A 20,153-nucleotide genomic window follows, 5' to 3' on the forward strand; every position below is an offset into this window, starting at 1 on the left:
GCGTGGCCGATCTGGAGCGCTCCATCCGGCAATACATCGACCGACATAACGCCGACCCGAAACCTTTCATCTGGCACAAGAGCGCCGATACGATCCTCGCAAAGGTCGCTCGGGCTGCCCATAAACTTAGTTCTGCTTATTTTTGAGACACCACACTAGCGCAAACCGAAACTCGGGCCGCTCGCTACGGTTCATTCACACCTTTTGCGTTGCATGGGATGGGGGCCGAGGGCTCAAGGTACGCGCTACATAATTCATAGCTGATGGCCGGCGCGAGACGCCGGCTGGAAGGCTTTTTAGTTCTGATTTTTACGCTGCCATGAACCTGCCCCTGCCCGATCTGCTGCTGGCCTTCGGCAAGAGCTTCCTGCTCGTGGTGGCGACGCTGCTGCCGATCGTCAATCCGCCGAGCACCGCGCCGCTCTTCCTGTCGCTGACCGAGGGGGCGTCGGACGCCACGCGCAGGCTGCTGGCGCAGCGGGTGGCGCGCAACGTGTTCCTGCTCATGGCGGCGGGCACGGTGGTCGGATCGTTCGTGCTCGACTTTTTCGGGATTTCGCTCGACATCGTGCGGGTGGGCGGCGGCCTGCTGGTCTCGGCCATCGCCTGGCGGCTGATCAACACCAACCAGGCGGGCTCGCCGCCGGCCGAGCGGCTGGCCGAGGCCTATACGCCCGAGATGGTGAACCGCACCGCGTTCTACCCGCTGTCGTTCCCGCTCACCTGCGGCCCGGGATCGCTGGCCGCGACGATCACCGTGGGTGTGAGCCTGGTCGAACCCTCGCTCACCGCCACCGTGGCCCGCAGCGCCGGCGCGGCGGTAGGCCTGTTCGGGGTGGCGCTGGTCACCTTCCTCTGCTACCGCTATGCGCAGGCCTTGCTGAGGCCGCTGGGCGAGACCGGCACCATCGTCTTTCTGCGGCTCTCGGCCTTCATCCTGCTGTGCCTGGGCATCCAGATCTTCTGGCGCGGCGCCGGCGCGCTGCTGGCCGAAGCGGTGCAGCGCGGCATGGTGCCGGGCGCGGCCTCGGGCGTGCTGTAGGGGGCCGCATCGGAACGCGGCCGCATGAACAGCCGATGAACGGAGGCGGTTCCTGGAGCACGGCGGCTACCATCCGCCCGATGCACCCGGCGTTGGCCCCAGGTACCTCGACATGGCCCGCAGGATGCGGAGCCGCCGCGTGGGCCCGTTTTATGATTCTTCGGCCATGCACCGCTACCCCTTTTCGTTGCGATCCTTGAAATTGAACCATGGACTTCCTGCTCCCCTTCCTGCTGGCCGACTTCCTGGGTAAACCGGCCTGGGTCTGGCTGGCGTTCGTCGTCGTTGTCGTCTCGTTGCTGGCCTTCGACCTGGGCGTTCTGCACCGGGACGACCACGAGATCGAAGTCAAGGAAAGCCTGCTGCTGTCGGCGGGCTACATCACCGTGTCGCTGCTGTTCGGCGCCTGGGTCTGGTGGTATCTGGGCGCACAGAGCGGCATGGACTACTACACCGGCTTCATGATCGAGAAGTCGCTGTCGATGGACAACGTCTTCGTGATCGCGCTGATCTTCAGCTTCTTCGCGATCCCGTGGCAGTACCAGCACCGGGTGCTGTTCTGGGGCATCCTGGGGGTGATCGTGCTGCGGGCCTTGATGATCGGCCTGGGCGCCACCCTGGTCAGCCGCTTCAGCTGGGTGCTCTATCTCTTCGGCGCCTTCCTGATCTTCACCGGCATCAAGATGTGGATCATCGCCGACCACATGCCCGACATCGCGAACAATCCGATGCTGAAGTTCCTGAAGCGGCACATGCGCCTGACCGACGGGCTGCGCGGCAACAGCTTCTGGGTGCGCGAGACCGATCCCGCCACCGGCAAGGTCGAGCGCTTCGCGACCCCGCTGCTGCTGGCCCTGGTGCTGATCGAGTTCGTCGACTTGGTATTCGCGGTCGATTCGGTGCCGGCGATCTTCGCCATCACCACCGATCCGTTCATCGTCTACACCAGCAATATTTTCGCCATCCTCGGCCTGCGCGCGCTCTATTTCGCGCTGGCCGCCATGATCCACCGCTTCAAGTACCTGAAGTACGCACTGGCGCTGGTGCTGGTGTTCATCGGCAGCAAGATTTTCCTGGTCGGCATCATCGGCAAGATTCCTGCGGTCATCTCGCTCGGCGTGACCTTCGGCCTGATCGCGGGCGGCGTGCTGGTCTCGCTTTGGAAAACACGCGGTCGGCCCGCCGAAAACTGAGGGCGGTCGCGGCATGACGCCTGGGGCCGGAGCCCGGGCGCGTCAGTCGCCTGCGTCGGCGTACCGACCTCCCCCGTCGTCTTCGTCGCCCCTGCCTGCCAGCACCTTGCGCACCGTCTCGCCGCCGAAGCCGCGGGCCACCAGAAAACGCATCTGCTTGCCGCGCTCCTGGGCATCCCGGGGCGGCGTGTCGAATTTGCGGCGCCAGACGTCCTGGGCACGGGCAAGTTCGCTGCTCTGCAGGCCCTGTACGGCTGCGGCCACCGCCTCGGGCGCGACGCCCTTGGCCTGCAGTTCCTGGCGGATGCGGGCCGCGCCGAGCCGGGCGGCGCGGCGCTGCACCACCGAATGCACCACCCGCGCCTCGCTGATGAAGCCCTTGGCGGTCAGCTCGTCGAGCGCGGCCGCCAGCTCGCCGGGCTGCTCCTCGTGCTGGCGCAGCCGCCGCTCCAGCTCGGTGCGCGAATACTCCCGGCCGGCCAGCAGCCGCAGGGCTCGGCCCTTGAGCGAGGGCTTACCGAAGGCCATGCGCCACCCGATGGGCCGCCCCGCACGCACGACGGCCATATGCTATTGAATCGATAGCATGTGGCCGGCAGGGGGCGCCGGCCGGCGCCCCTTTTTCTTCGAAAACCCGGCAGGTCACGCCGTGGCCGTGGCGGCCGAAGCCGATGCGGTTTCACCCTCGGCCGGCAGCAGCGAGATGCCCAGGCCTTCGCGCACCTTGTTCTCGATCTCGCGGGCCAGGTCGCCGTTCTCGCGCAGGAACTCGCGTGCGTTGTCGCGGCCCTGGCCGATCTTCTCGCCCTGGTAGGCGTACCAGGCACCCGATTTCTCGATCACCTTGGCCTCGACGCCCATGTCGATGATCTCGCCCTCGCGGCTGATGCCCTCGCCGAACAGGATGTCGAACTCGGCCGTCTTGAACGGCGGGCTGACCTTGTTCTTGACCACCTTGACCTTGGTCTCGTTGCCGATGATCTCCTCGCCCTTCTTGATCGAGCCGATGCGGCGGATGTCGAGCCGCACCGAGGCGTAGAACTTCAGCGCGTTGCCGCCGGTGGTGGTTTCGGGCGAGCCGAACATCACGCCGATCTTCATCCGGATCTGGTTGATGAAGATCACCATGCAGTTGGTCTTCTTGATGGTGGCGGTGAGCTTGCGCAGCGCCTGGCTCATCAGGCGGGCCTGCAGGCCGGGCAGGCTGTCGCCCATGTCGCCCTCGATCTCGGCCTTGGGCGTCAGCGCCGCGACCGAGTCGATGACGATCAGGTCGACCGCGCCGGAGCGCACCAGGCTGTCGACGATCTCGAGCGCCTGCTCGCCGGTGTCGGGCTGGGAAATCAGCAGCTCCTGCAGGTTCACGCCCAGCTTCTGCGCGTACTGGGTGTCGAGCGCATGCTCGGCGTCCACGAAGGCGCAGGTGCCGGCCTGCTTCTGCATCTCGGCGATGACCTGCAGGGTGAGCGTCGTCTTGCCCGACGACTCCGGGCCGTAGATCTCGATGACCCGGCCGCGCGGCAGGCCACCCACGCCGAGCGCCACGTCCAGGCCCAGGGAACCGGTGGAGACGACCTGGATGTCGGCCACCACCTCGCCCTCGCCCAGCCGCATGATCGTGCCCTTGCCGAACTGCTTCTCGATCTGCGCCAGTGCTGCCTGCAGGGCTTTGGCCTTTTCGGCGGCAGCGGGATTCTTGGTCGATACGTCCATGAAAAACTCCAGTGGTTCAATGACTTGCAACAGGTTCCAGCGCCTGAGAATAAGCACAGGCTGGATGCTTGAACAGTATTCTAAGGAGGTATTCCAACACGCACGCCCAATTTTTAGTCAGTTTGACTTACTATATGGGAATGACCGAACGACCGGATATTTGCCCGCCCGATCCCGACGACGACCGCTGGCGCGAGGCCCACCTGGGCAGGCTGCTGGGCCATGCGATGCGCCGCTTCGACGAGCGGGTGCTGGTGCTGATGGCCCACGACGCCCAGGTGCCGCTGGCGCTCTCCAACCTGGCGGCACGCGCCCAGGTGACGGCGGCGCACATCCACATCACCCGCCATCTGCCGCTGCCCGGGGCCCGCCTGACCGAGCTGGCAGCCGCGGCCGGCATGAGCAAGCAGGCGATGGGCGACTTGGTGGACCAGTGCGAGGCCTGGGGCCTGGTGTCGCGGGCGCCCGACCCGCGCGACGCACGTGCACGGCTGGTGCGCTTCACCCCGGCGGGGCGCGACTGGCTGGCCGGCTTCCAGCGCGCGGTGGCGCAGGCCGAGGCCGAATTCCACGCCGCGGTGGGAGATGCGGTGGCCACCGTAGTCCGGCTGGGGCTGGAAGCGTATTCGACCTGACCGGCACCGCCCGGCCGCCGTGCCGGCTATCCACGCGCGCCGGCCTCCGGTACCCTCACGCATGGCTTTTCCCCTGCCGACCACGCGCCGATGAACGCCGCGCCCCCCGATTCCGTGCCGCGCGGCGCCCCCGCGACCGCCGCGCCGGAACCCGTGCGCCCGACGCGGCGGCAGCGGATCGGCCAGGCGCTGCGGTCGGTGGCGGGGCGGCTGACGCTGGTCACCCTCGGCTTCTGCATCGTCTTCACCACGCTGGCGGGTGCGGTGCGCACCTGGGCCGCCTGGAACAACGGCGTGGCTTGGATGGAAAGCGACCTGAAGATGCTGGAGGACGTCTTCCAGCCCGGGCTGGCCCGCTCGGTCTGGGAGCTGGACCGCGACTCGGTGCTGAGCCAGATCTCGGGCCTGCTGGGCGCCAAGGCAGTCGGCATGGTCGAGCTGACGGTAGCGGCCGACGCCCGCGGCCGCCAGCCCGAGACCTTCGGCGCGGTGCGGCCGGGTTGGCGGCTCTCGACCCTGGCGCCCGCCCGCACCGTGGCGCTGGTGCACGAGCCCTTCATCGGCCGCAAGGAAACCGTCGGCACGCTGACGCTGTACGGCGAGGAGCGGGCGCTGTGGTCGCGGCTGCGGGTCGAGGTGATGGGCATCGTGGTGACGCAGCTCACCCAGTCGCTGCTGGTGGCGGGACTTGTGGTGCTGGTGTTCAACCGGCTGGTCACCCGGCACGTGCGGCGCATCGCGGCGCACCTTAAGCGGCTCTCGCCCGAGACGCTCGACCGGCCGCTGGTGCTGCGACGCCCGTCCTCGCGCCGCGACGAGCTGACCCAGCTGGTGGACGGGGTGAACCACCTGCAGACCAATCTGTCGGACTTCCTGCAGCGCCAGCACCGTTACGAGACCGAGCTGGCCCACCACCGCGACCGGCTGGCCGAACTGGTGCAGGCCCGTACCCTGGAACTGGAGACCGCCAACCGGACGCTGGAGAGGCTGTCGCGCACCGACGCGCTCACCGCGCTCGCCAACCGGCGGCACTTCGACGAGGCGGCCGCCCGAGAATTCGCGCTTAGCGACCGCAGCGGACAACCGCTCTGCCTGCTGCTGGCCGACGTCGATTATTTCAAGCGCTTCAACGACACCCACGGCCATGCCAACGGCGACGCCTGCCTACGCGCCGTAGCCGGCGCGCTGCAGCGGGTGGCGGCCCGCGCGACCGACCTGGCCGCGCGCGTCGGCGGCGAGGAGTTCGCCCTGCTGCTGCCCGACACCACCCTGGCGCAGGCCACCCGCCTGGCCGAGCTGCTGCGCGACACGGTGCACGCCCTGGCGATCACGCACGCGGGCGCCGGCCCGGGCGCGGCGCCCTACGTCACGCTGAGCATCGGCGTGGCGCAGCAGGAGCCGACGATGCCCGACGTCGACATGCTGTTCCGCCATGCCGACCGGGCGATGTACCAGGCCAAGGAACAGGGCCGCAACCGCGTCGTCGCGGCCTTCTGATACCCGAGGCAGCTTTTTTATCGGAGCGCACCCATGCACCCATGTCCCCCTTCGCTACCCCCGTCGCCCTCGCCTGCGCCGCCGGGGTTTCGGCGCCCCCGTGCCACGCGGCTGCACCGCTGGGCCGCGGCACTGGCGCTGGCGCTGGCGCTGGCCCTGGACACGCTGGCCGCCGCCCCGGCCGCCTTCGCGCAGGCAGCGCCGATCACGGTGGTCTCGGAAGTCACGCCCTATTCGTACGCGTCCGACGGCGTGACGCCGGGTCCCGCGACCGACCTGGTGCGGATGACGCTGGAGCGGGCCGGCATCCCGGCGCAGCTGGGCGTGTACCCCTGGGCGCGCGCCTACGACATGGCGCTGAACGCGCCCAACGTGCTGATCTACTTGCTGGTGCGCACGCCCGAGCGCGAGCCGCTTTTCCTGTGGACCGCCGAGGTGCTTCCGCTGAAGTACCACCTCTACCGCCTGAGCGACCGGCCCGAGGTGGCGGTCGCCCGGCTCGACGATGCGCGGCGCTACGCGATCGGGGTGATCCGCGACGACGTGCGCCACCGCTACCTGGCGCAGCAGGGCTTCACCATGCTGACCCTGGCCGCGCGGCGCGAAGACAACTTTCAACGCCTGCTGCGCCGGCAGGTCGACCTGCTGCCGATGACCGACGTCGACGCCGCCGACATCTGCCGCAAGTTCAAGCCCAACTGCCCCGGCCTGACCCGCGTGGCGACGCTCGACGCACTGACCCTGAGCGCCTACCTCGCCTACAGCCGTGGCACGCCCGAGGACCTGGTGGTACGCACCCGCGCGGCCTTCGAATCCCTGCGCGCCGAGGGCACGGTGCAGCGTCTGCTGGCGCGGGTCGACCCCAACGCCGGGGCGGCGGCGGCCGCGTCCAAACCCTGAGCGCCGGGGCGCTCCTGCGCTCCTAGAATCGCACAGCCCCCGCCCACGGGGCGAGGACCCCAAGATGCGCATCCTGATTGCAGAAGACGACCAGGTCCTTGCGGACGGCCTGCTGCGAACCCTGCGCAGCTCGGGCGCCGCCGTGGACCACGTGGCCAGCGGCAGCGAGGCCGACGCCGCCCTGCTGGAGACCGACCAGTTCGACCTGCTGATCCTGGATCTGGGCCTGCCCAAGGTCCACGGCCTGGAGGTCCTGGAGCGCCTGCGCAGCCGTGGATCGACCCTGCCGGTGCTGATCCTGACCGCGGCCGACAGCGTCGAGGAACGGGTCAAGGGGCTGGATGTCGGTGCCGACGACTACATGGCCAAGCCCTTCAGCCTGCAGGAGCTGGAGGCCCGGGTGCGCGCCCTGGTGCGCCGCGGCGTGGGCGGTACCAGCAACACCATCAAGCACGGCCCGCTGCAGTACGACCAGGCCGGCCGGGTGGCGACGATCGACGGCCGCATGGTCGAGCTGTCGGCACGCGAACTGGGCCTTTTGGAGGTGCTGCTGCAGCGCGCCGGACGCCTTGTCAGCAAGGACCAGCTGGTCGAGCGGCTCTGCGAATGGGGCGAACAGGTGAGCACCAACGCGATCGAGGTCTATATCCACCGCCTGCGCAAGAAGATAGAGCGCGGCCCGATCCGGATCGCCACCGTGCGCGGCCTGGGCTACTGCCTCGAGAAAATTTAGCTTGATCTTTCAAAGGCAACAGCGGTCGCTGTTCGGCGAGATCCTGGACTGGATGCTCACGCCGCTGCTGCTGCTGTGGCCTATCAGCCTGGCGCTGACCTGGCTGGTGGCGCAGAGCATCGCCGACAAGCCGTTCGACCGGGCGCTGGAATACAACGTCCAGGCGCTGGCGCAGTTCGTCACGCTGCAGAACGGACGTTTGCGCTTCGACCTGCCCCAGCCGGCGCGCGAGCTGCTGCGGGCCGACGATGCCGACACGGTGTACTACCAGGTGCGCGGCCTGCGCGGCGAGGTGTTCGTCGGCGACCGCGACCTGCCGGTGCCCATACAGCCGGCCGACGAGCCGTGGCCGGCGACCGGTGCGGTGCGGCTGCGCGACGACGAGGTGCGCGGGCTGGACGTGCGCGTCGCCGCCACCTGGGTACGCTTCGCCGCGGCCGACGTCGACCAACCGCAAGTCCAGGTGCTGGTGCAGGTGGCCGAGACCCGCAGCAAGCGCTCGGTGCTGGCGACCGAGATCATCAAGGGCGTGATGCTGCCGCAGTTCGTGATCCTGCCGCTGGCGGTGCTGCTGGTATGGCTGGCGCTGGCGCGCGGCATCAAGCCGCTGTCGCAACTGGAGGAGCGGATCCGCGCCCGTTCGCCCGATGACCTGAGCCCGCTCGACGAGACCGCCGTTCCGATGGAAGTGGCACCGCTGGTGTCGTCGGTCAACGATCTGCTGCTGCGGCTGCAGGAATCGGTGGCGACGCAGAAGCGCTTTCTGGCCGATGCGGCGCACCAGCTGAAGACGCCGCTGGCGGGTCTGCGGATGCAGGCCGACCTGGCCCAGCGCGAAGGCACCAGCACCGCCGAACTGAAGCTGTCGTTGCAGCAGATCGGCCGGGCCAGTATCCGCGCGACCCACACCGTCAACCAGTTGCTCGCCCTGGCGCGCGCCGAGAGCAGCGGCACCGCCTTCACCACGATGCAGCACTGCGACCTGGCCCGCATCACGATGGAGGTGGTGCGCGAGGCGGTGCCCCGCGCGATGGACAAGCGCATCGACCTGGGCTACGACGGCTTGGCCCCGGGCGCGACCGGCGTTGCGCTGCAGGGCCATCCGACGTTGTTGAAGGAGATGATCCGCAACCTGGTCGACAACGCGCTGGCCTACACGCCCTCGACCGCCGAACGGCCGGGCGTCATCACTGCACGGGTACTGGCCGACGCCTTCGGCGACGTGGCGCTGCTCCAGGTGGAGGACTCGGGCCCCGGCATTCCCGAGGCCGAGCGCGAGTTGGTGTTCCAGCCCTTCTACCGCGCGCTCGGCACAGGCGCCGACGGCTCGGGCCTGGGCCTGCCGATCGTGCGGGAAATCGCCCGGCTGCACGGTGCGCAGGTGGCGCTGGAAGACGCCCTGCCCGGCCGCCGACCGCCGGGCACACGCTTTACCGTCCGTTTCGGCACCACGGTCGGCCAGCAGCGCGGCCCTGCCGACCTGCACCGGAACCGGCCGGCCGCCGATAGCGTCGCGGCATCCCGTCCGTCATCGCCGCTTGCGCGGTCGCCTACAGGCGGCGCCAAAACCCGCTGATACAACCGGTTCTCGAGGTCGGCGTGTGGCCGGCTGCCAGCACTACAAGGACCATGATGACCTCCACGCCCCCTGCAGGCGCGGCCGCGCCGATTCCGTACCAGTCCGCTTTCGAGACCCCCGAGGACGGCGAAGCCGAGACAATCGCGCAAACCAAGGAAGTGCTGCTGAAGATGTCTGCGACGATGTTCGAACACACCGGACATGCGCTGCGCAGCGTGCACGCCAAGAGCCACGGCCTGCTGCGCGGCGAACTCGATGTGCTGCCGAACCTGCCCCCCACCCTGGCACAGGGTTTGTTCGCCCGGGCCGGCGTCTATCCTCTGGTGGCCCGGCTTTCGACCCCACCGGCCGAAGAGCTGGACGACGCCGTCTCGCTGCCGCGTGCGATGGCGGTCAAGGTGATCGGGGTCGAAGGCGCGCGTCTGCCCGGTTCCGAAGGCGCCACCACGCAAGATTTCCTGATGATCAACGGCCCGAAGTTCTCGGCGCCGAACGCCAGGGGTTTCCTGCGAAACCTGAAGCTGCTGGCCGCCACCACCGACAAGGTGCCGACCGCCAAGAAGCTGCTGTCGAGCGTGCTGCGCGGCACCGAGAGGGTGCTGGAAGCCGTGGGCCTAGAAAGCGGCACGGTGAAGGCGATGGGCGGACATCCCGAAACGAATCCCCTGGGCGACACCTACTTCGCCCAGGTGCCGCTGCTCTATGGGCCTTACATGGCCAAGTTGCAGATCGTGCCGGTGGCACCGTCTCTCATCGCGCTGAAAGACGCGCCGGTGGACCTGGACGATAAGCCCGACGGCCTGCGCGAAGCCGTCACGGACTTCTTCGCGTCGCACGACGATGCCGAGTGGGAGCTGCGGGTGCAGCTGTGCACCGACATCGAGGCGATGCCGATCGAGGACCCGTCGGTGCTCTGGCCGGAAAAGCTGAGTCCCTATGTGGCCGTCGCCCGCATCCGCATCCCGCGCCAGTCGGCCTGGGACGCCGCCCGCAAGGCCGCGGTGGACGACGGCATGTCCTTCAATCCGTGGCACGGACTGGCGGCGCATCGCCCGCTGGGCTCGGTCATGCGCGTGCGCCGCGCGGTGTATCCCGAGTCGGTCGCATTCCGCGGCAGCCGCAACGGCTGCCCGATGCACGAACCGCGCAATGCGGACATGGTGGTCTAAGAGCGGCCAACACAACCCTTCTGGCGTCGTTGCCGCACCTTGTCGTACTACTCGTACTGTCTGCGATGCGGCGCCTAGCCAGAACCGCTTCGCTGGGTTGTGTTAGCCGCTCTAAGCCAGGCAGCACCGACCGGAGCGGCGGCGCCACAATGGGGCCATGCAGCCCACATCCAAGCGCCTGAAGATCGGTCTGTCGGCCTGCTTCCAGCACGCCGACCCGGACCGATCGCTCTTCACCGGCAAGACGCTCCAGTACGTGGAGCAGTCGATCGCGCACTGGTTGATGTCGGCCGGCGCGATGGTGGTGATGGTGCCCTGTCCGACGGGCGAGACCGCGCGCGGCGACGTCAGCCTGGCCCACTATGCCGAGTGGCTCGACGGCGTCGTGATGCACGGCGGTGCCGACGTCTGGCCCGGAAGCTACGGCGAAGAGCCGCTGCAGGACGCCTGGATCGGCGACCGGGTGCGCGACCTCTACGATCTGGCGGTGGTCGAAGCCTTCGCACAGGCGGGCAAGCCGGTCTTCGGCGTGTGCCGCGGCCTGCAGCTGATCAACGTGGCCTACGGCGGCACGCTGTACCAGGACATCGAGACGCAGCACGCCGGCGCCCTGCGCCACCGCGATGCGACCACCTACGACCAGAACTTCCACGAGATCGACATCGTCGAGAGAACGCGCCTGTCGCAGCTCTACCCGGGCGTGCTGCGGGCCCGGGTCAACAGCATCCACCACCAGGGCATCAAACAACTGGCGCCCGATTTCACCGTGGAGGCCTGGAGTGCGCCGGACCGGGTGCCCGAGGCGATCCGCCGCACCGGCGGGCCGCAGAAGGGCTACATCGCGGCGACACAGTGGCACCCCGAGTTCCACCGGCACGGCGCCAACACGATCGACGACACGGCCATCCTGCACGACTTCCTGGGGGCGTGCGCCGCGTTCCGCAGCCGGCCGATCTCGCCGGCGCGCAGCCTGCCGGGGCAGATCCGGGACAGGGCCGCGCGGCTGTTGCGGCAGGCCCTGCTGATGCGGTGACGGCCAATCGCCGGGCCCGGAGAGGAGGGGCCGGGCCGCACGGGCCATGTGCCGATGCGAGGAGGCGAAGGGTCGGGGGGTACCGCCCGACCCTGGTCGTCGGCCTCAGCGCGAGCGCGTCACCGCCGCATCCACCGTGCCGAACACGGTCAGACCGCTGCCACCGGTGCCCGTCCCGCTGCCGGATGCGCCGGCCGTGCCTGCGCCCCCCAGCGCCTTGCAGCCGACCAGGCCTGCGCACAGCAGCGCGGCGGCCAGCACACGGTACGCCGTGCGCCGCATCGCAGTGGCAGAAAGGCTTCGGGTGCCGGCACCCGTGCGTTTCGGCGGGGCGTCGGGTTCAGGGTACATGGTGCAGTGCAACGTCGACGGCGCTTTCCAGCGCGGTTCGGAAGGCCGTGAAGCTGGGCATGTCGATTCTTTCGGGTTCGACGCGGCCATCATGGACCCACTGCGCCTGCTCATGCGCACTGGCCACGTGGCCGACCAGCGACTTCAGTCGATTCTTGAGACTTTGGGGGCTGCCGTCGTTACCCGATGCATCTTCCAACGCAGCGCAATGCGCATAGGGCGGCTGCAAAAAAGCGCCGATCAGCCATGCTTCCGATTTGGGGCGGGGCACCATCGGAACGCCGCAGGCATAGTCCGCGAGCGCAAAACCGCGCTGCATCGAATAGACCTTCTCCTTCCACTGCCGCGCGGGCGTGGAGCGCGTGCCGTCCGAATCCCGGAAGAGCACCGCGATCGTCGGCATGCCAGACGCCTGCCCGTCTTCCTTGGCCAGCAAGCCCAGAACCTGGGCATTCTGGGTGAAAAGGCTGTTGTGCTGCCCGAACTTCACGCCGGGCAGCAACATGGGGCCGCGTTTTCCCGCGCGGGCAAGGTCGCTTTTGTTTTGGTACCGGATGCAGTCGGTTCCCTCTGCTTCGTAATCCAGCAGCGAATAGCCCAGTCGCCGCGCGACCAGACGATCCACGATGAACGCCATGGGCCCGGGCACGAAATCAAGGCCCGCAGCATCGGGCCGCAGAGTGCCCAGGTCCGACGGCCCTTCGCCCGAAAGCCACAATCTCATGGCGGTGGCGGCACAGGAAGTGCGGCGGCCTCGGCCGGCACATCGCGCAGGGGAATGTCGACGAACACTTCGCCCGGCCCGAGAAGACGCAGCCGCTCCCGTGCCGAGGGCAGATCGAACAGCCGTACGGAGCGGGTGTAGCCGTCGGGATTGCGGTAGAGCAGGATGACGGCCTCGCGCGCGAAATCGTCCGGCAGATAGTTCAGCACGAGAGGGCTGTGGGTGGTGATGATGATCTGGCGGTCTGCCTCCAGAAGCGCCTCCACCAGGCGCTGCATCAACTCCGGGTTGATGCCGTTCTCGATTTCGTCGAGCAGCAGGCAGGCGCGAGGAGCCGGCGGCGACAGTACCGGTGCGTCGTCCGCGGCCGCTGCGCTGCCGAATTGCGACAGCACGGCCAGCACCCGCAACAAGCCGTCGTTGATATGCCGCGCAGCGGTTTCGAGTGGCTTGCCGTTGGCGTCCGGGTACTGCTCGCTGACGCGCAGATCTTTCCATCCCGCGCGCAAGGCCTTGGTGCTCCAGTCGGCGAGTTGCGGATAGAAACGCTGCAAGGATCGCAGCAGTTGTTGTTGGCCATGCCGCGGCAGTGCATGCAGGAAGGCGGACAAACGCTCGCCGCCGTAGCCGATATGCGTGCCGTCCTTGGCCCTGCGCCGCATCGACTGCGGCGACAGCATGTCGAGCGAACGCAGGCGCGTGGCATGTTCCCTCAAAGCATGCAGCGCCGGATGCAGTTTCTCGGTCTTGAGGAACGACAGCGTGGAGCCGTGGTAGTCCAAACCGAGCAGCGGATACAGCAGGGGGGGCGACCACGGCCCGGTCGCAACCTTGAGATGGTCTTCGCCGATCCGCAGCACGTCGCCGCCGTCGACACGGACCGATTCGGCCGTGCATCGCAGCAACGAGGTATTGAACGCACCTTTCCACTCCACCGGGCCCACCGAGGGAAGATCGAATTCGAGTTCGAAATTGATTAGCTGCCGCTTGAGGAAGCGACTCGTCAAATCCGACTTTTCCCACTCGCGCTGTCGCAGCCAGTCTTCCACATCGCCGGTTGCAAGATGCCCCAGCAGATCGAATGCCTGCAGCACCGACGACTTGCCCGCCCCGTTCAAGCCGACAAGGCAGGTGAACGCGCCCAAAACGTGCGGCAGCGGCGGCAGGTGGAAATCCACCAGGGTCTTGAAGTTGTCGATGTAGAAGCGCCGAATGCTCACGACGCCGCTCCCAGATGCTTGCCGACGATGCCGGCCAACTCGAACATCGTGACCTGCGGCTTGCCGAAGACGGCCAGCAGCTTGTCGTCGGCGTTGATCGCGCGCTTGTCTCGGGCGTCCTGCAGCTTGTGCGCCTTGATGTAGTCCCACAGCTTCTTGATCACCTCGGTACGGGCGACCGGCTCGGTGCCGATCACCGCGGCCAGCGCGGCGCTCGGGACCAGGCCGGTGCCGGGCGTCGTCTTGCGCGGTGCCCTGGGGGCGGCCGCGACCTTCTTGGCGGCCGGTGCGTTGGCGGCGGTGGTCTTCCTGGCGGTGGCCGTCTTGGCCGCGATCTTCACGGCTTTCGTGCCCGCGGCCGGCGCCACGCCCCGACTACCTGCTGCGGTTTTAATAGCGGCGCCCGGCCGTGGCGGGAACTTGCTGGCGCGGGGCTCGAACTCGAAGTTGACTTTGCCGGCGGCGGCGTCCCAGGCCAGGAAGGCCTTGAACGGGCGACGCGTCTTGTTGCTGATGAACTTGTCGAGCAGGTCGGTCTTGCCGGTCTCCAGGAGCTTTTGCACCTGCTCGCGGGAGATCGGCTGCTGCAGGATGATCTTGCCGACCTTGAAGGCGCTGGTGGGCGTCGGGTGCTCGGCGGTGGGCACGGCGCGCTCGCTGACGTAGTTGCTGCCGTGCTCGTAGACCATGCCGTCGTCGCAGGGCGACTTGCCGAGCGGCTCCTGGCCGGTGAAATCGACGATCTCGCCGCTCTCCTCGCCCTTCCTGTCGTCGCCGAAGTCGAACTCCAGCTTCCAGTTGGCGGCTTCGTCGTCGAACTTCAGCACGATCTCGGAGGTAAACGGCCAGCCCGCCTTGGAGCGGAAGCCCTCCAGCGGCCCGATCTTGTGGTCGCGCAGCAGCGCGTCGGCCTCGGCGATCTCGAAAGTGCGGCCGGCGGGCGACTTGCCGAACGAGAAGCCGCAGCCCTCGGTGCCCGCGTCGCGGTTGCTGCCGTGGCCGTCGGCCGCGCCCGCCGGCCGGCCGATGCAGCTGTAGCGCCGGTAGTTCTCGCGCACGATGCCGCCGCAGTTGGGGCAGGACGTGGCGAGCGTCGCGTAGTCGCCCGGCACCGTGTCGCGGTCGTATTCCTTGGCCTTCTTGACGATGTGCTCGGTCATCGCCGCGATCTCGGCCATGAAGGCCTCGCGGCTCAGCAGGCCCTTCTCCATCTGCGAGAGCTTGTACTCCCACTCGCCGGTGAGTTCGGCCTTGGAGAGCTCTTCCACGCCCAGGCCGCGCAGCAGCGTCATCAGCTGGAACGCCTTGGCGGTGGGGATCAGCTCGCGGCCGTCGCGCAGCATGTACTTCTCTGTGAGCAGGCCTTCGATGATGGCGGCGCGGGTGGCGGGCGTGCCCAGGCCTTTCTCCTGCATCGCGGCGCGCAGTTCCTCGTCGTCGATCGTCTTGCCGGCGCCTTCCATCGCGCCGAGCAGCGTGGCTTCGCTGTAGCGGGCGGGGGGCTTGGTCTTGAGGGCCTTGGGGTCGACTTGGGTGGCGACCGGCTTCTCGCCGGGGCGAACCGGCACCAGGCGCTTGCCGGCGTCCTTGCCGTCCTTGGCTTCCTTGTCGCCCTCGGCCTCTTCGTCCTGCGCTTCCTTGCCGTAGATCGCCAGCCAGCCGGGCTTGACCAGCACCTTGCCGTCGCTGCGGAAGGGGTAGCGCCTGCCCTCGTGCTCCACCGTGCTGATGCGGGTGGTGATCTGGTACTCGGCGCTCGGGAAGAAGACCGAGAGGAAGCGGCGCACGACGAAGTCGTAGAGCTTCTGCTCGGCGTCGCTCAGGCCGCTGGGCGCCTGCAGCGTGGGGATGATCGCGAAGTGGTCCGACACCTTGGCGTTGTCGAAGATGCGCTTGGTGGGCTTGACGTAGCCGCCGTCGAGCGCCTGCTGCGCATAGGGCGCCAGGTGGCGCATGCCGCTGCCGGCCAGCATGCCCATGGTCTGCTTGGCGACCGCCAGGTAGTCCTCGGGCAGGGCGCGCGAATCGGTCCGCGGGTAGGTCAGGGCCTTGTGGCGCTCGTAGAGGCTCTGGGCCAGCGAGAGCGTGTTCTTGGCCGAGAAGCCGAAGCGGCCGTTGGCCTCGCGCTGCAGGCTGGTCAGGTCGAACAGCAGCGGGCTGGCCTGGGTGCTGGGCTTGCTGTCCTCGGTCACGGTGGCGGGCTTGCCGCGGGCGGCGGCGGCGATCGCGTCGGCCTGGGCGCGGGCCCAGACGCGGTCGGCACGCTGCTCGGGGTCGGCGTCGCCGGCGCGGGCGGTGCCGGAGCTGATGCCGGCCTGCAGCAGCGGCGCGTTGGCCTTCTTCCAGTCGGGGTCGAACCACTTGCCGGGGTAGGGGCCGGCCTCGGCCTGGAAGCTGGCGTGCACCTCCCAGTAGTCGCGGCTGACGAAGCGGCGGATCTGCTCCTCGCGCTCCACCACCACCGACAGCGTGGGCGTCTGCACCCGGCCGACGGTCGTCAGGAAGAAGCCGCCGTCGCGCGAGTTGAACGCGGTCATGGCGCGGGTGCCGTTGATGCCGACCAGCCAGTCGGCCTCGGAGCGGCTGCGCGCCGCGTTGGCCAGGCCCTGCATCTGCTGCTCGCTGCGCAGCTGCTCGAAGCCCTCGCGGATCGCCTGCGGCGTCATCGACTGCAGCCAGAGCCGGCGCACCGGCTTGTTGAGCAGCTTGGAGCCGCCGGCGTACTGCTCGATCAGCCGGAAGATCAGCTCGCCCTCGCGGCCCGCGTCGCAGGCGTTGACCAGGGCCGAGACGTCCTTGCGCTTGGCCTGGCGCACCACCGCGTTCAGCCGGGTCTTGGTCTTGTCGACCGGCTTCAGGTCGAAGTAGGGCGGGATCACCGGCAGGTGGGCGAAGCTCCATTTGCCGCGCTTCACGTCGAATTCTTCGGGCGCCTGGATCTCCACCAGGTGGCCCACGGCGCTGGTCACCACGTACTTCTCGCTCTCGAAGTAGTCGTCGTGCTTGTCGAACTTGCCGGCCACGGGCGTCAGTGCGCGCACGATGTCCTGCGCTACCGAAGGCTTTTCCGCGATCACCAGTGTCTTCGTCATGCTCTCTCTCGTACCTTGTGTTTTGTCGGGGCGGGGTGGGGCGGGGGCGCGCCGGCCTCGGCGGCTCCCTACAATCGCAAGTTCTCGCGCGCCTGCACGCGCTGGCGTGCACGCATACGTGCCTATTCAAGTTAACAGAGTTTTGGACATGGCTCCCAACCCCCCCGTTTCCGGCCGTCGGATCCAGACCCGCCGCTCCGGCGTGCACGGCAAGGGTGTCTTCGCGGTACAGGACATCGCCGAGGGCGAGCGCATCGTCGAGTACGTGGGCGAGATCATCGGCTGGGACGAGGCGCAGGACCGCCATCCGCACGACCCGGCCGACCCCCACCACACCTTCTACTTCCACATCGACGCCGACCGGGTGATCGACGCGAAGTACGGGGGCAACTCGTCCCGCTGGATCAACCACAGCTGCGACCCGAACTGCGAGGCCGACGAGCAGGCCGGCCGGATCTTCATCCGTGCACTGCGCAACATCCCGGCCGGCGAAGAGCTCAACTACGACTACGGCCTGATCGTCGAAGAGCGCTACACCAGGAAGCTCAAGGCCGAGTACCCCTGCCGGTGCGGCGCCGACCGCTGCCGCGGCACGCTGCTGGCGCCCAAGCGGGGTTTTCGCCGGTGAGGCTGGCCCCGCCGATCCGCTGGCCGGCCGAGGACATCTGGCAGGCGGTGTCGCCGTCGATCCCCGATTTTTCGGTCGAGATCGTGCCGGCCATCGACTCGACCAGCACCGAGCTGATGCGCCGCGCCCGCGCCGGCCGCACCGAGCCGGTGCTGCTGGTGGCCGAGCGCCAGACCGCCGGCCGCGGCCGGATGGGCCGGGGCTGGCAGAGCGATGCGGGTGCGCCCGGCGACACGCTCACCTTCTCGCTCGGCATGCCGCTGGCGCCGGCCGACTGGTCGGGCCTGTCGCTGGCGGTGGGCGTGGCGGTGGCCGAGGCGCTGCACCCGCGCGTCGGCCTGAAATGGCCCAACGACCTCTGGTGGCAAGACCGCAAGCTGGGCGGCATCCTGGTCGAGACGGCCGGCGTGACGGGCGAGGACGGCGGCCCGGTCCAGCGCTACGCGGTGGTGGGCGTGGGCCTGAACATCGCCGCCCCGAACGCCGCCGGAATGCGCACCCCGCCCGCCGGCCTGCGCGAGCTGGAGCCGGGCCTGACAGCCGCGTTGGCGCTCGGCCGGGTGGCCGCACCGCTGGTGACGGCATTGCAGGCGTTCGCGCTCGACGGCTTCGGCCCCTGGCGCGAGCGCTTCGACCGGCGCGACGTGCTGGCCCGCCGCGCGGTGCAGCTGAGCGACGGCGGCCAGGGCACCGCCTGCGGCGTCGATGCCGACGGCTCGCTGCTGGTGGAAACCGCGCCCGGCGTGCGCCAGGCGGTCCGCAGCGCCGAGATCAGCGTCCGTCCGACCGGCCGGCCGATAAGCGGCTGAACCTTCCCGACCCCCTTCGCACACCATGCTGCGCATAGCTGCCCTGTTCCTCGTAATGGCCAACGGGCTCTATTACGCCTGGGCGCACGGCGCGCTGCAATCGTGGGGCCTGGCGCCGGTGCCGCAGTCCGAGCCGCAGCGCATGGGCCAGCAGATCCGCCCCGACCTGCTGCGGGTGGTGACGGCCGACGACGTGCGCCGCAGCGCCGCCGCCCCGCCGCCTCCGGCACCGGCCACCGAATGCCTGCAGGCCGGCCTCTTCGGCGAGGCGGAGGCGGCGGTGATCCGCGAGCGCGCGTCCACCCTGCTGCCCACCGGCCGCTGGGCGCTGGAGCCGGGCACCGCGCCGGCCCGCTGGATCGTCTACATGGGCCGCTATGCCGATGCCGACCAGCTGAACAAGAAACGCGCCGAACTGCGGGCGCGCCGGGTGTCGTTCGAGGTATTGACCAGCTCCTCGCTGGAGCCGGGTCTGTCGCTCGGCAGCTTCCCGACCCAGGAGGCCGCCACCGAGGAGCTGGCCTCCCTGTCGCAGCGGGGCGTGCGCACCGCCCGGGTGGTGCAGGAGCGGGCCGAGGTGCGGGGCCAGACGCTGCGCCTGCCGACGGTGGACGAGGCATTGCGCCCGGCGGTGTCGGCGCTGGCCACCTCTCTGGTCGGCAAGCCGTTGCGTAGCTGCGACTGAAGAGCCCGCCGCGGCGGGTTGCGATCTGGACGCTATTGCGAGCGTGTGCGATTATTTCCTACACTCTAACGTTTTCCAACAAATCCTTACGCTCTGGCACAATCTCCCCGGGCGCTAAGACCCTCGTTGCGCCTCTCCTGGAGATTCCCATGACGTTCAAACACTTTCGGCGTGCCGCCTGGCTGGCCTGTGTGGCCGCCCTCGCCGCCGGTGCCGCCACCGCGGGCCAGCTCGACCAAATTCGCGAAAGCCGCCAGATCGTGATCGCCCACCGCGAAGGATTGGTGCCGTTTTCGTATGTGGCGGGCGACGACAAGAAGCCGCTGGGCTATGCCGTCGAGATTTGCCAGAAGATCGCCGAGGCGGTGCGCAAGGAGCTGAAGCTACCGGCGCTCGAGGTGCGCTACCTGCCGGTGACCGGCGCCACCCGCATTCCCACCATCGTCGAAGGCAAGGCTGCGATGGAGTGCGGCTCCACCACCAACACCGCCGCGCGGCGCCAGCAGGTCGATTTCACGATCACGCACTTCATCGCGGCCTCGCGCTTCCTCACCCGCAGCTCCACGCCGGGCAGCACCGTCGGCGATCTGGCCGGCAAGACGGTGGTGTCGACTGCGGGCACCACCAACATCGAGACGCTGCGTCGGCTCGACCGCGAGCAGGGCCTGAAGATGAAGATCGTCGAGGCGCGCGACCATGCCGAGGCGTTCTCGATGGTCGAGAGGGCCGCCGCCGACGCCTTCGCGATGGACGACGTGCTGCTCTACAGCCTGCGCGCCACCTCCGGCAAGCCCTCGGACTTCCAGGTGATCGGCAAGCCGATGACCATCGAGCCCTACGCGATGGTGCTGCCCAAGGGCGACGCCGAGTTCAAGCGGGTGGTCGACGCCGAGATGCGCCGGCTGATCCAGAGCGGCGAGATATACGAGCTCTATCGCAAGTGGTTCCAGACCCCCATCCCGCCCAAAGGCATCAACCTCGAGCTGCCGGTGTCCTCGATCCTGCGCGACAGCTTCAGGTATCCGAGCGACAAGGTTGGCGACGGTATCTGACGGACGGGCCGCGGCCCCGAGCGACTCGTGGTTTGCGTCTTGACGCGAACCCTCCAGGATAGATGCCTCGGCACCGTGCCCTGCGTCGCGAAGGGCCC

19 protein-coding genes and 1 pseudogene are annotated in these 20,153 nt (G+C 68.7%); 14 read left to right on the forward strand and 6 right to left on the reverse strand.

The annotated features are described in order from the left end of the window. The 3 genes and pseudogenes from DFQ15_RS17940 to DFQ15_RS14750 form a co-directional block, all read left to right on the forward strand. Positions 1-146: pseudogene (locus tag DFQ15_RS17940) on the forward strand (IS630 family transposase); the annotation flags it as partial. Positions 147-319: 173 nt separating this feature from the next. Then, the gene (locus DFQ15_RS14745; protein ID WP_110466714.1) at positions 320-1,042 is read left to right on the forward strand and encodes a MarC family protein; all 723 of its coding nucleotides are present in this window, start codon (positions 320-322) and stop codon (positions 1,040-1,042) included. A 209-nt stretch (positions 1,043-1,251) separates the two neighbouring features. Beyond that, positions 1,252-2,235 (forward strand): TerC family protein, encoded by a 984-nt coding sequence (locus DFQ15_RS14750; RefSeq protein WP_110466715.1) that lies wholly within the window; start codon positions 1,252-1,254, stop codon positions 2,233-2,235. A gap of 42 nt (positions 2,236-2,277) precedes the next feature. Here DFQ15_RS14750 and recX read toward each other — a convergent pair whose 3' ends face one another. Both recX and recA read right to left on the reverse strand, forming a co-directional pair. Further along, positions 2,278-2,763: a recombination regulator RecX gene (gene recX, locus DFQ15_RS14755; protein ID WP_110466745.1), complete on the reverse strand. Its 486-nt coding sequence runs from the start codon at positions 2,761-2,763 to the stop codon at positions 2,278-2,280. 114 nt (positions 2,764-2,877) lie between these two features. Then, positions 2,878-3,948 (reverse strand): recombinase RecA, encoded by a 1,071-nt coding sequence (gene recA / locus DFQ15_RS14760; protein WP_110466716.1) that lies wholly within the window; start codon positions 3,946-3,948, stop codon positions 2,878-2,880. Positions 3,949-4,088: 140 nt separating this feature from the next. Between recA and DFQ15_RS14765 the strand changes: the two genes are divergently transcribed. From DFQ15_RS14765 to DFQ15_RS14795, 7 genes are all read left to right on the forward strand, one after another. Further along, on the forward strand, positions 4,089-4,583 hold the full coding sequence (locus DFQ15_RS14765) for a MarR family winged helix-turn-helix transcriptional regulator (RefSeq protein ID WP_110466717.1): 495 nt from the start codon (positions 4,089-4,091) through the stop codon (positions 4,581-4,583). A gap of 90 nt (positions 4,584-4,673) precedes the next feature. After that, on the forward strand, positions 4,674-6,080 hold the full coding sequence (locus DFQ15_RS14770) for a GGDEF domain-containing protein (RefSeq protein ID WP_110466718.1): 1,407 nt from the start codon (positions 4,674-4,676) through the stop codon (positions 6,078-6,080). A 33-nt stretch (positions 6,081-6,113) separates the two neighbouring features. Next, positions 6,114-6,980, forward strand: a complete 867-nt coding sequence (locus DFQ15_RS14775) for a substrate-binding periplasmic protein (RefSeq protein WP_110466719.1) — start codon at positions 6,114-6,116, stop codon at positions 6,978-6,980. 64 nt (positions 6,981-7,044) lie between these two features. Continuing rightward, entirely contained in the window at positions 7,045-7,713 is a 669-nt protein-coding gene (locus tag DFQ15_RS14780) for a response regulator (RefSeq protein WP_110466720.1), read from the forward strand. A 52-nt stretch (positions 7,714-7,765) separates the two neighbouring features. Further along, positions 7,766-9,289 (forward strand): sensor histidine kinase, encoded by a 1,524-nt coding sequence (locus DFQ15_RS14785; protein WP_110466746.1) that lies wholly within the window; start codon positions 7,766-7,768, stop codon positions 9,287-9,289. A 56-nt stretch (positions 9,290-9,345) separates the two neighbouring features. After that, positions 9,346-10,461 (forward strand): catalase family protein, encoded by a 1,116-nt coding sequence (locus DFQ15_RS14790; RefSeq protein ID WP_110466747.1) that lies wholly within the window; start codon positions 9,346-9,348, stop codon positions 10,459-10,461. A gap of 157 nt (positions 10,462-10,618) precedes the next feature. Then, on the forward strand, positions 10,619-11,494 hold the full coding sequence (locus tag DFQ15_RS14795) for a gamma-glutamyl-gamma-aminobutyrate hydrolase family protein (protein ID WP_110466721.1): 876 nt from the start codon (positions 10,619-10,621) through the stop codon (positions 11,492-11,494). A 105-nt stretch (positions 11,495-11,599) separates the two neighbouring features. Here the strand turns inward: DFQ15_RS14795 and DFQ15_RS17595 are convergent, their stop codons facing one another. The 4 genes from DFQ15_RS17595 to DFQ15_RS14810 form a co-directional block, all read right to left on the reverse strand. Next, positions 11,600-11,776, reverse strand: coding sequence for a hypothetical protein (locus tag DFQ15_RS17595; RefSeq protein WP_199399894.1), 177 nt, complete (start codon positions 11,774-11,776; stop codon positions 11,600-11,602). Positions 11,777-11,834: 58 nt separating this feature from the next. Further along, positions 11,835-12,482 (reverse strand): hypothetical protein, encoded by a 648-nt coding sequence (locus DFQ15_RS14800; RefSeq protein WP_110466722.1) that lies wholly within the window; start codon positions 12,480-12,482, stop codon positions 11,835-11,837. Positions 12,483-12,565: 83 nt separating this feature from the next. After that, entirely contained in the window at positions 12,566-13,789 is a 1,224-nt protein-coding gene (locus DFQ15_RS14805) for an AAA family ATPase (RefSeq protein ID WP_110466723.1), read from the reverse strand. Further along, positions 13,786-16,881: a DNA topoisomerase III gene (locus DFQ15_RS14810; RefSeq protein WP_110466724.1), complete on the reverse strand. Its 3,096-nt coding sequence runs from the start codon at positions 16,879-16,881 to the stop codon at positions 13,786-13,788. The genes DFQ15_RS14805 and DFQ15_RS14810 overlap by 4 nt, the downstream gene beginning before the upstream one ends. A 148-nt stretch (positions 16,882-17,029) precedes the next feature. On the opposite strand from DFQ15_RS14810, the gene DFQ15_RS14815 reads away from it, so the two are divergent. The 4 genes from DFQ15_RS14815 (at position 17,030) to DFQ15_RS14830 (ending at position 20,055) form a co-directional block, all read left to right on the forward strand. After that, complete coding sequence (locus DFQ15_RS14815; RefSeq protein ID WP_110466725.1) at positions 17,030-17,509, forward strand: SET domain-containing protein; 480 nt, start codon at positions 17,030-17,032, stop codon at positions 17,507-17,509. Further along, the gene (locus DFQ15_RS14820; RefSeq protein ID WP_110466726.1) at positions 17,506-18,318 is read left to right on the forward strand and encodes a biotin--[acetyl-CoA-carboxylase] ligase; all 813 of its coding nucleotides are present in this window, start codon (positions 17,506-17,508) and stop codon (positions 18,316-18,318) included. Before DFQ15_RS14815 ends, DFQ15_RS14820 begins: the two co-directional genes overlap by 4 nt. A 25-nt stretch (positions 18,319-18,343) precedes the next feature. Continuing rightward, positions 18,344-19,003 (forward strand): SPOR domain-containing protein, encoded by a 660-nt coding sequence (locus DFQ15_RS14825; protein WP_110466727.1) that lies wholly within the window; start codon positions 18,344-18,346, stop codon positions 19,001-19,003. Positions 19,004-19,152: 149 nt separating this feature from the next. Beyond that, entirely contained in the window at positions 19,153-20,055 is a 903-nt protein-coding gene (locus tag DFQ15_RS14830) for an amino acid ABC transporter substrate-binding protein (RefSeq protein ID WP_110466728.1), read from the forward strand. The last annotated feature ends 98 nt before the right edge of the window (positions 20,056-20,153 follow it).

The sequence above is a fragment of the Xylophilus ampelinus genome (assembly GCF_003217575.1).
In the GTDB taxonomy this organism is placed as follows: Bacteria; Pseudomonadota; Gammaproteobacteria; order Burkholderiales; family Burkholderiaceae_C; genus Xylophilus; species Xylophilus ampelinus.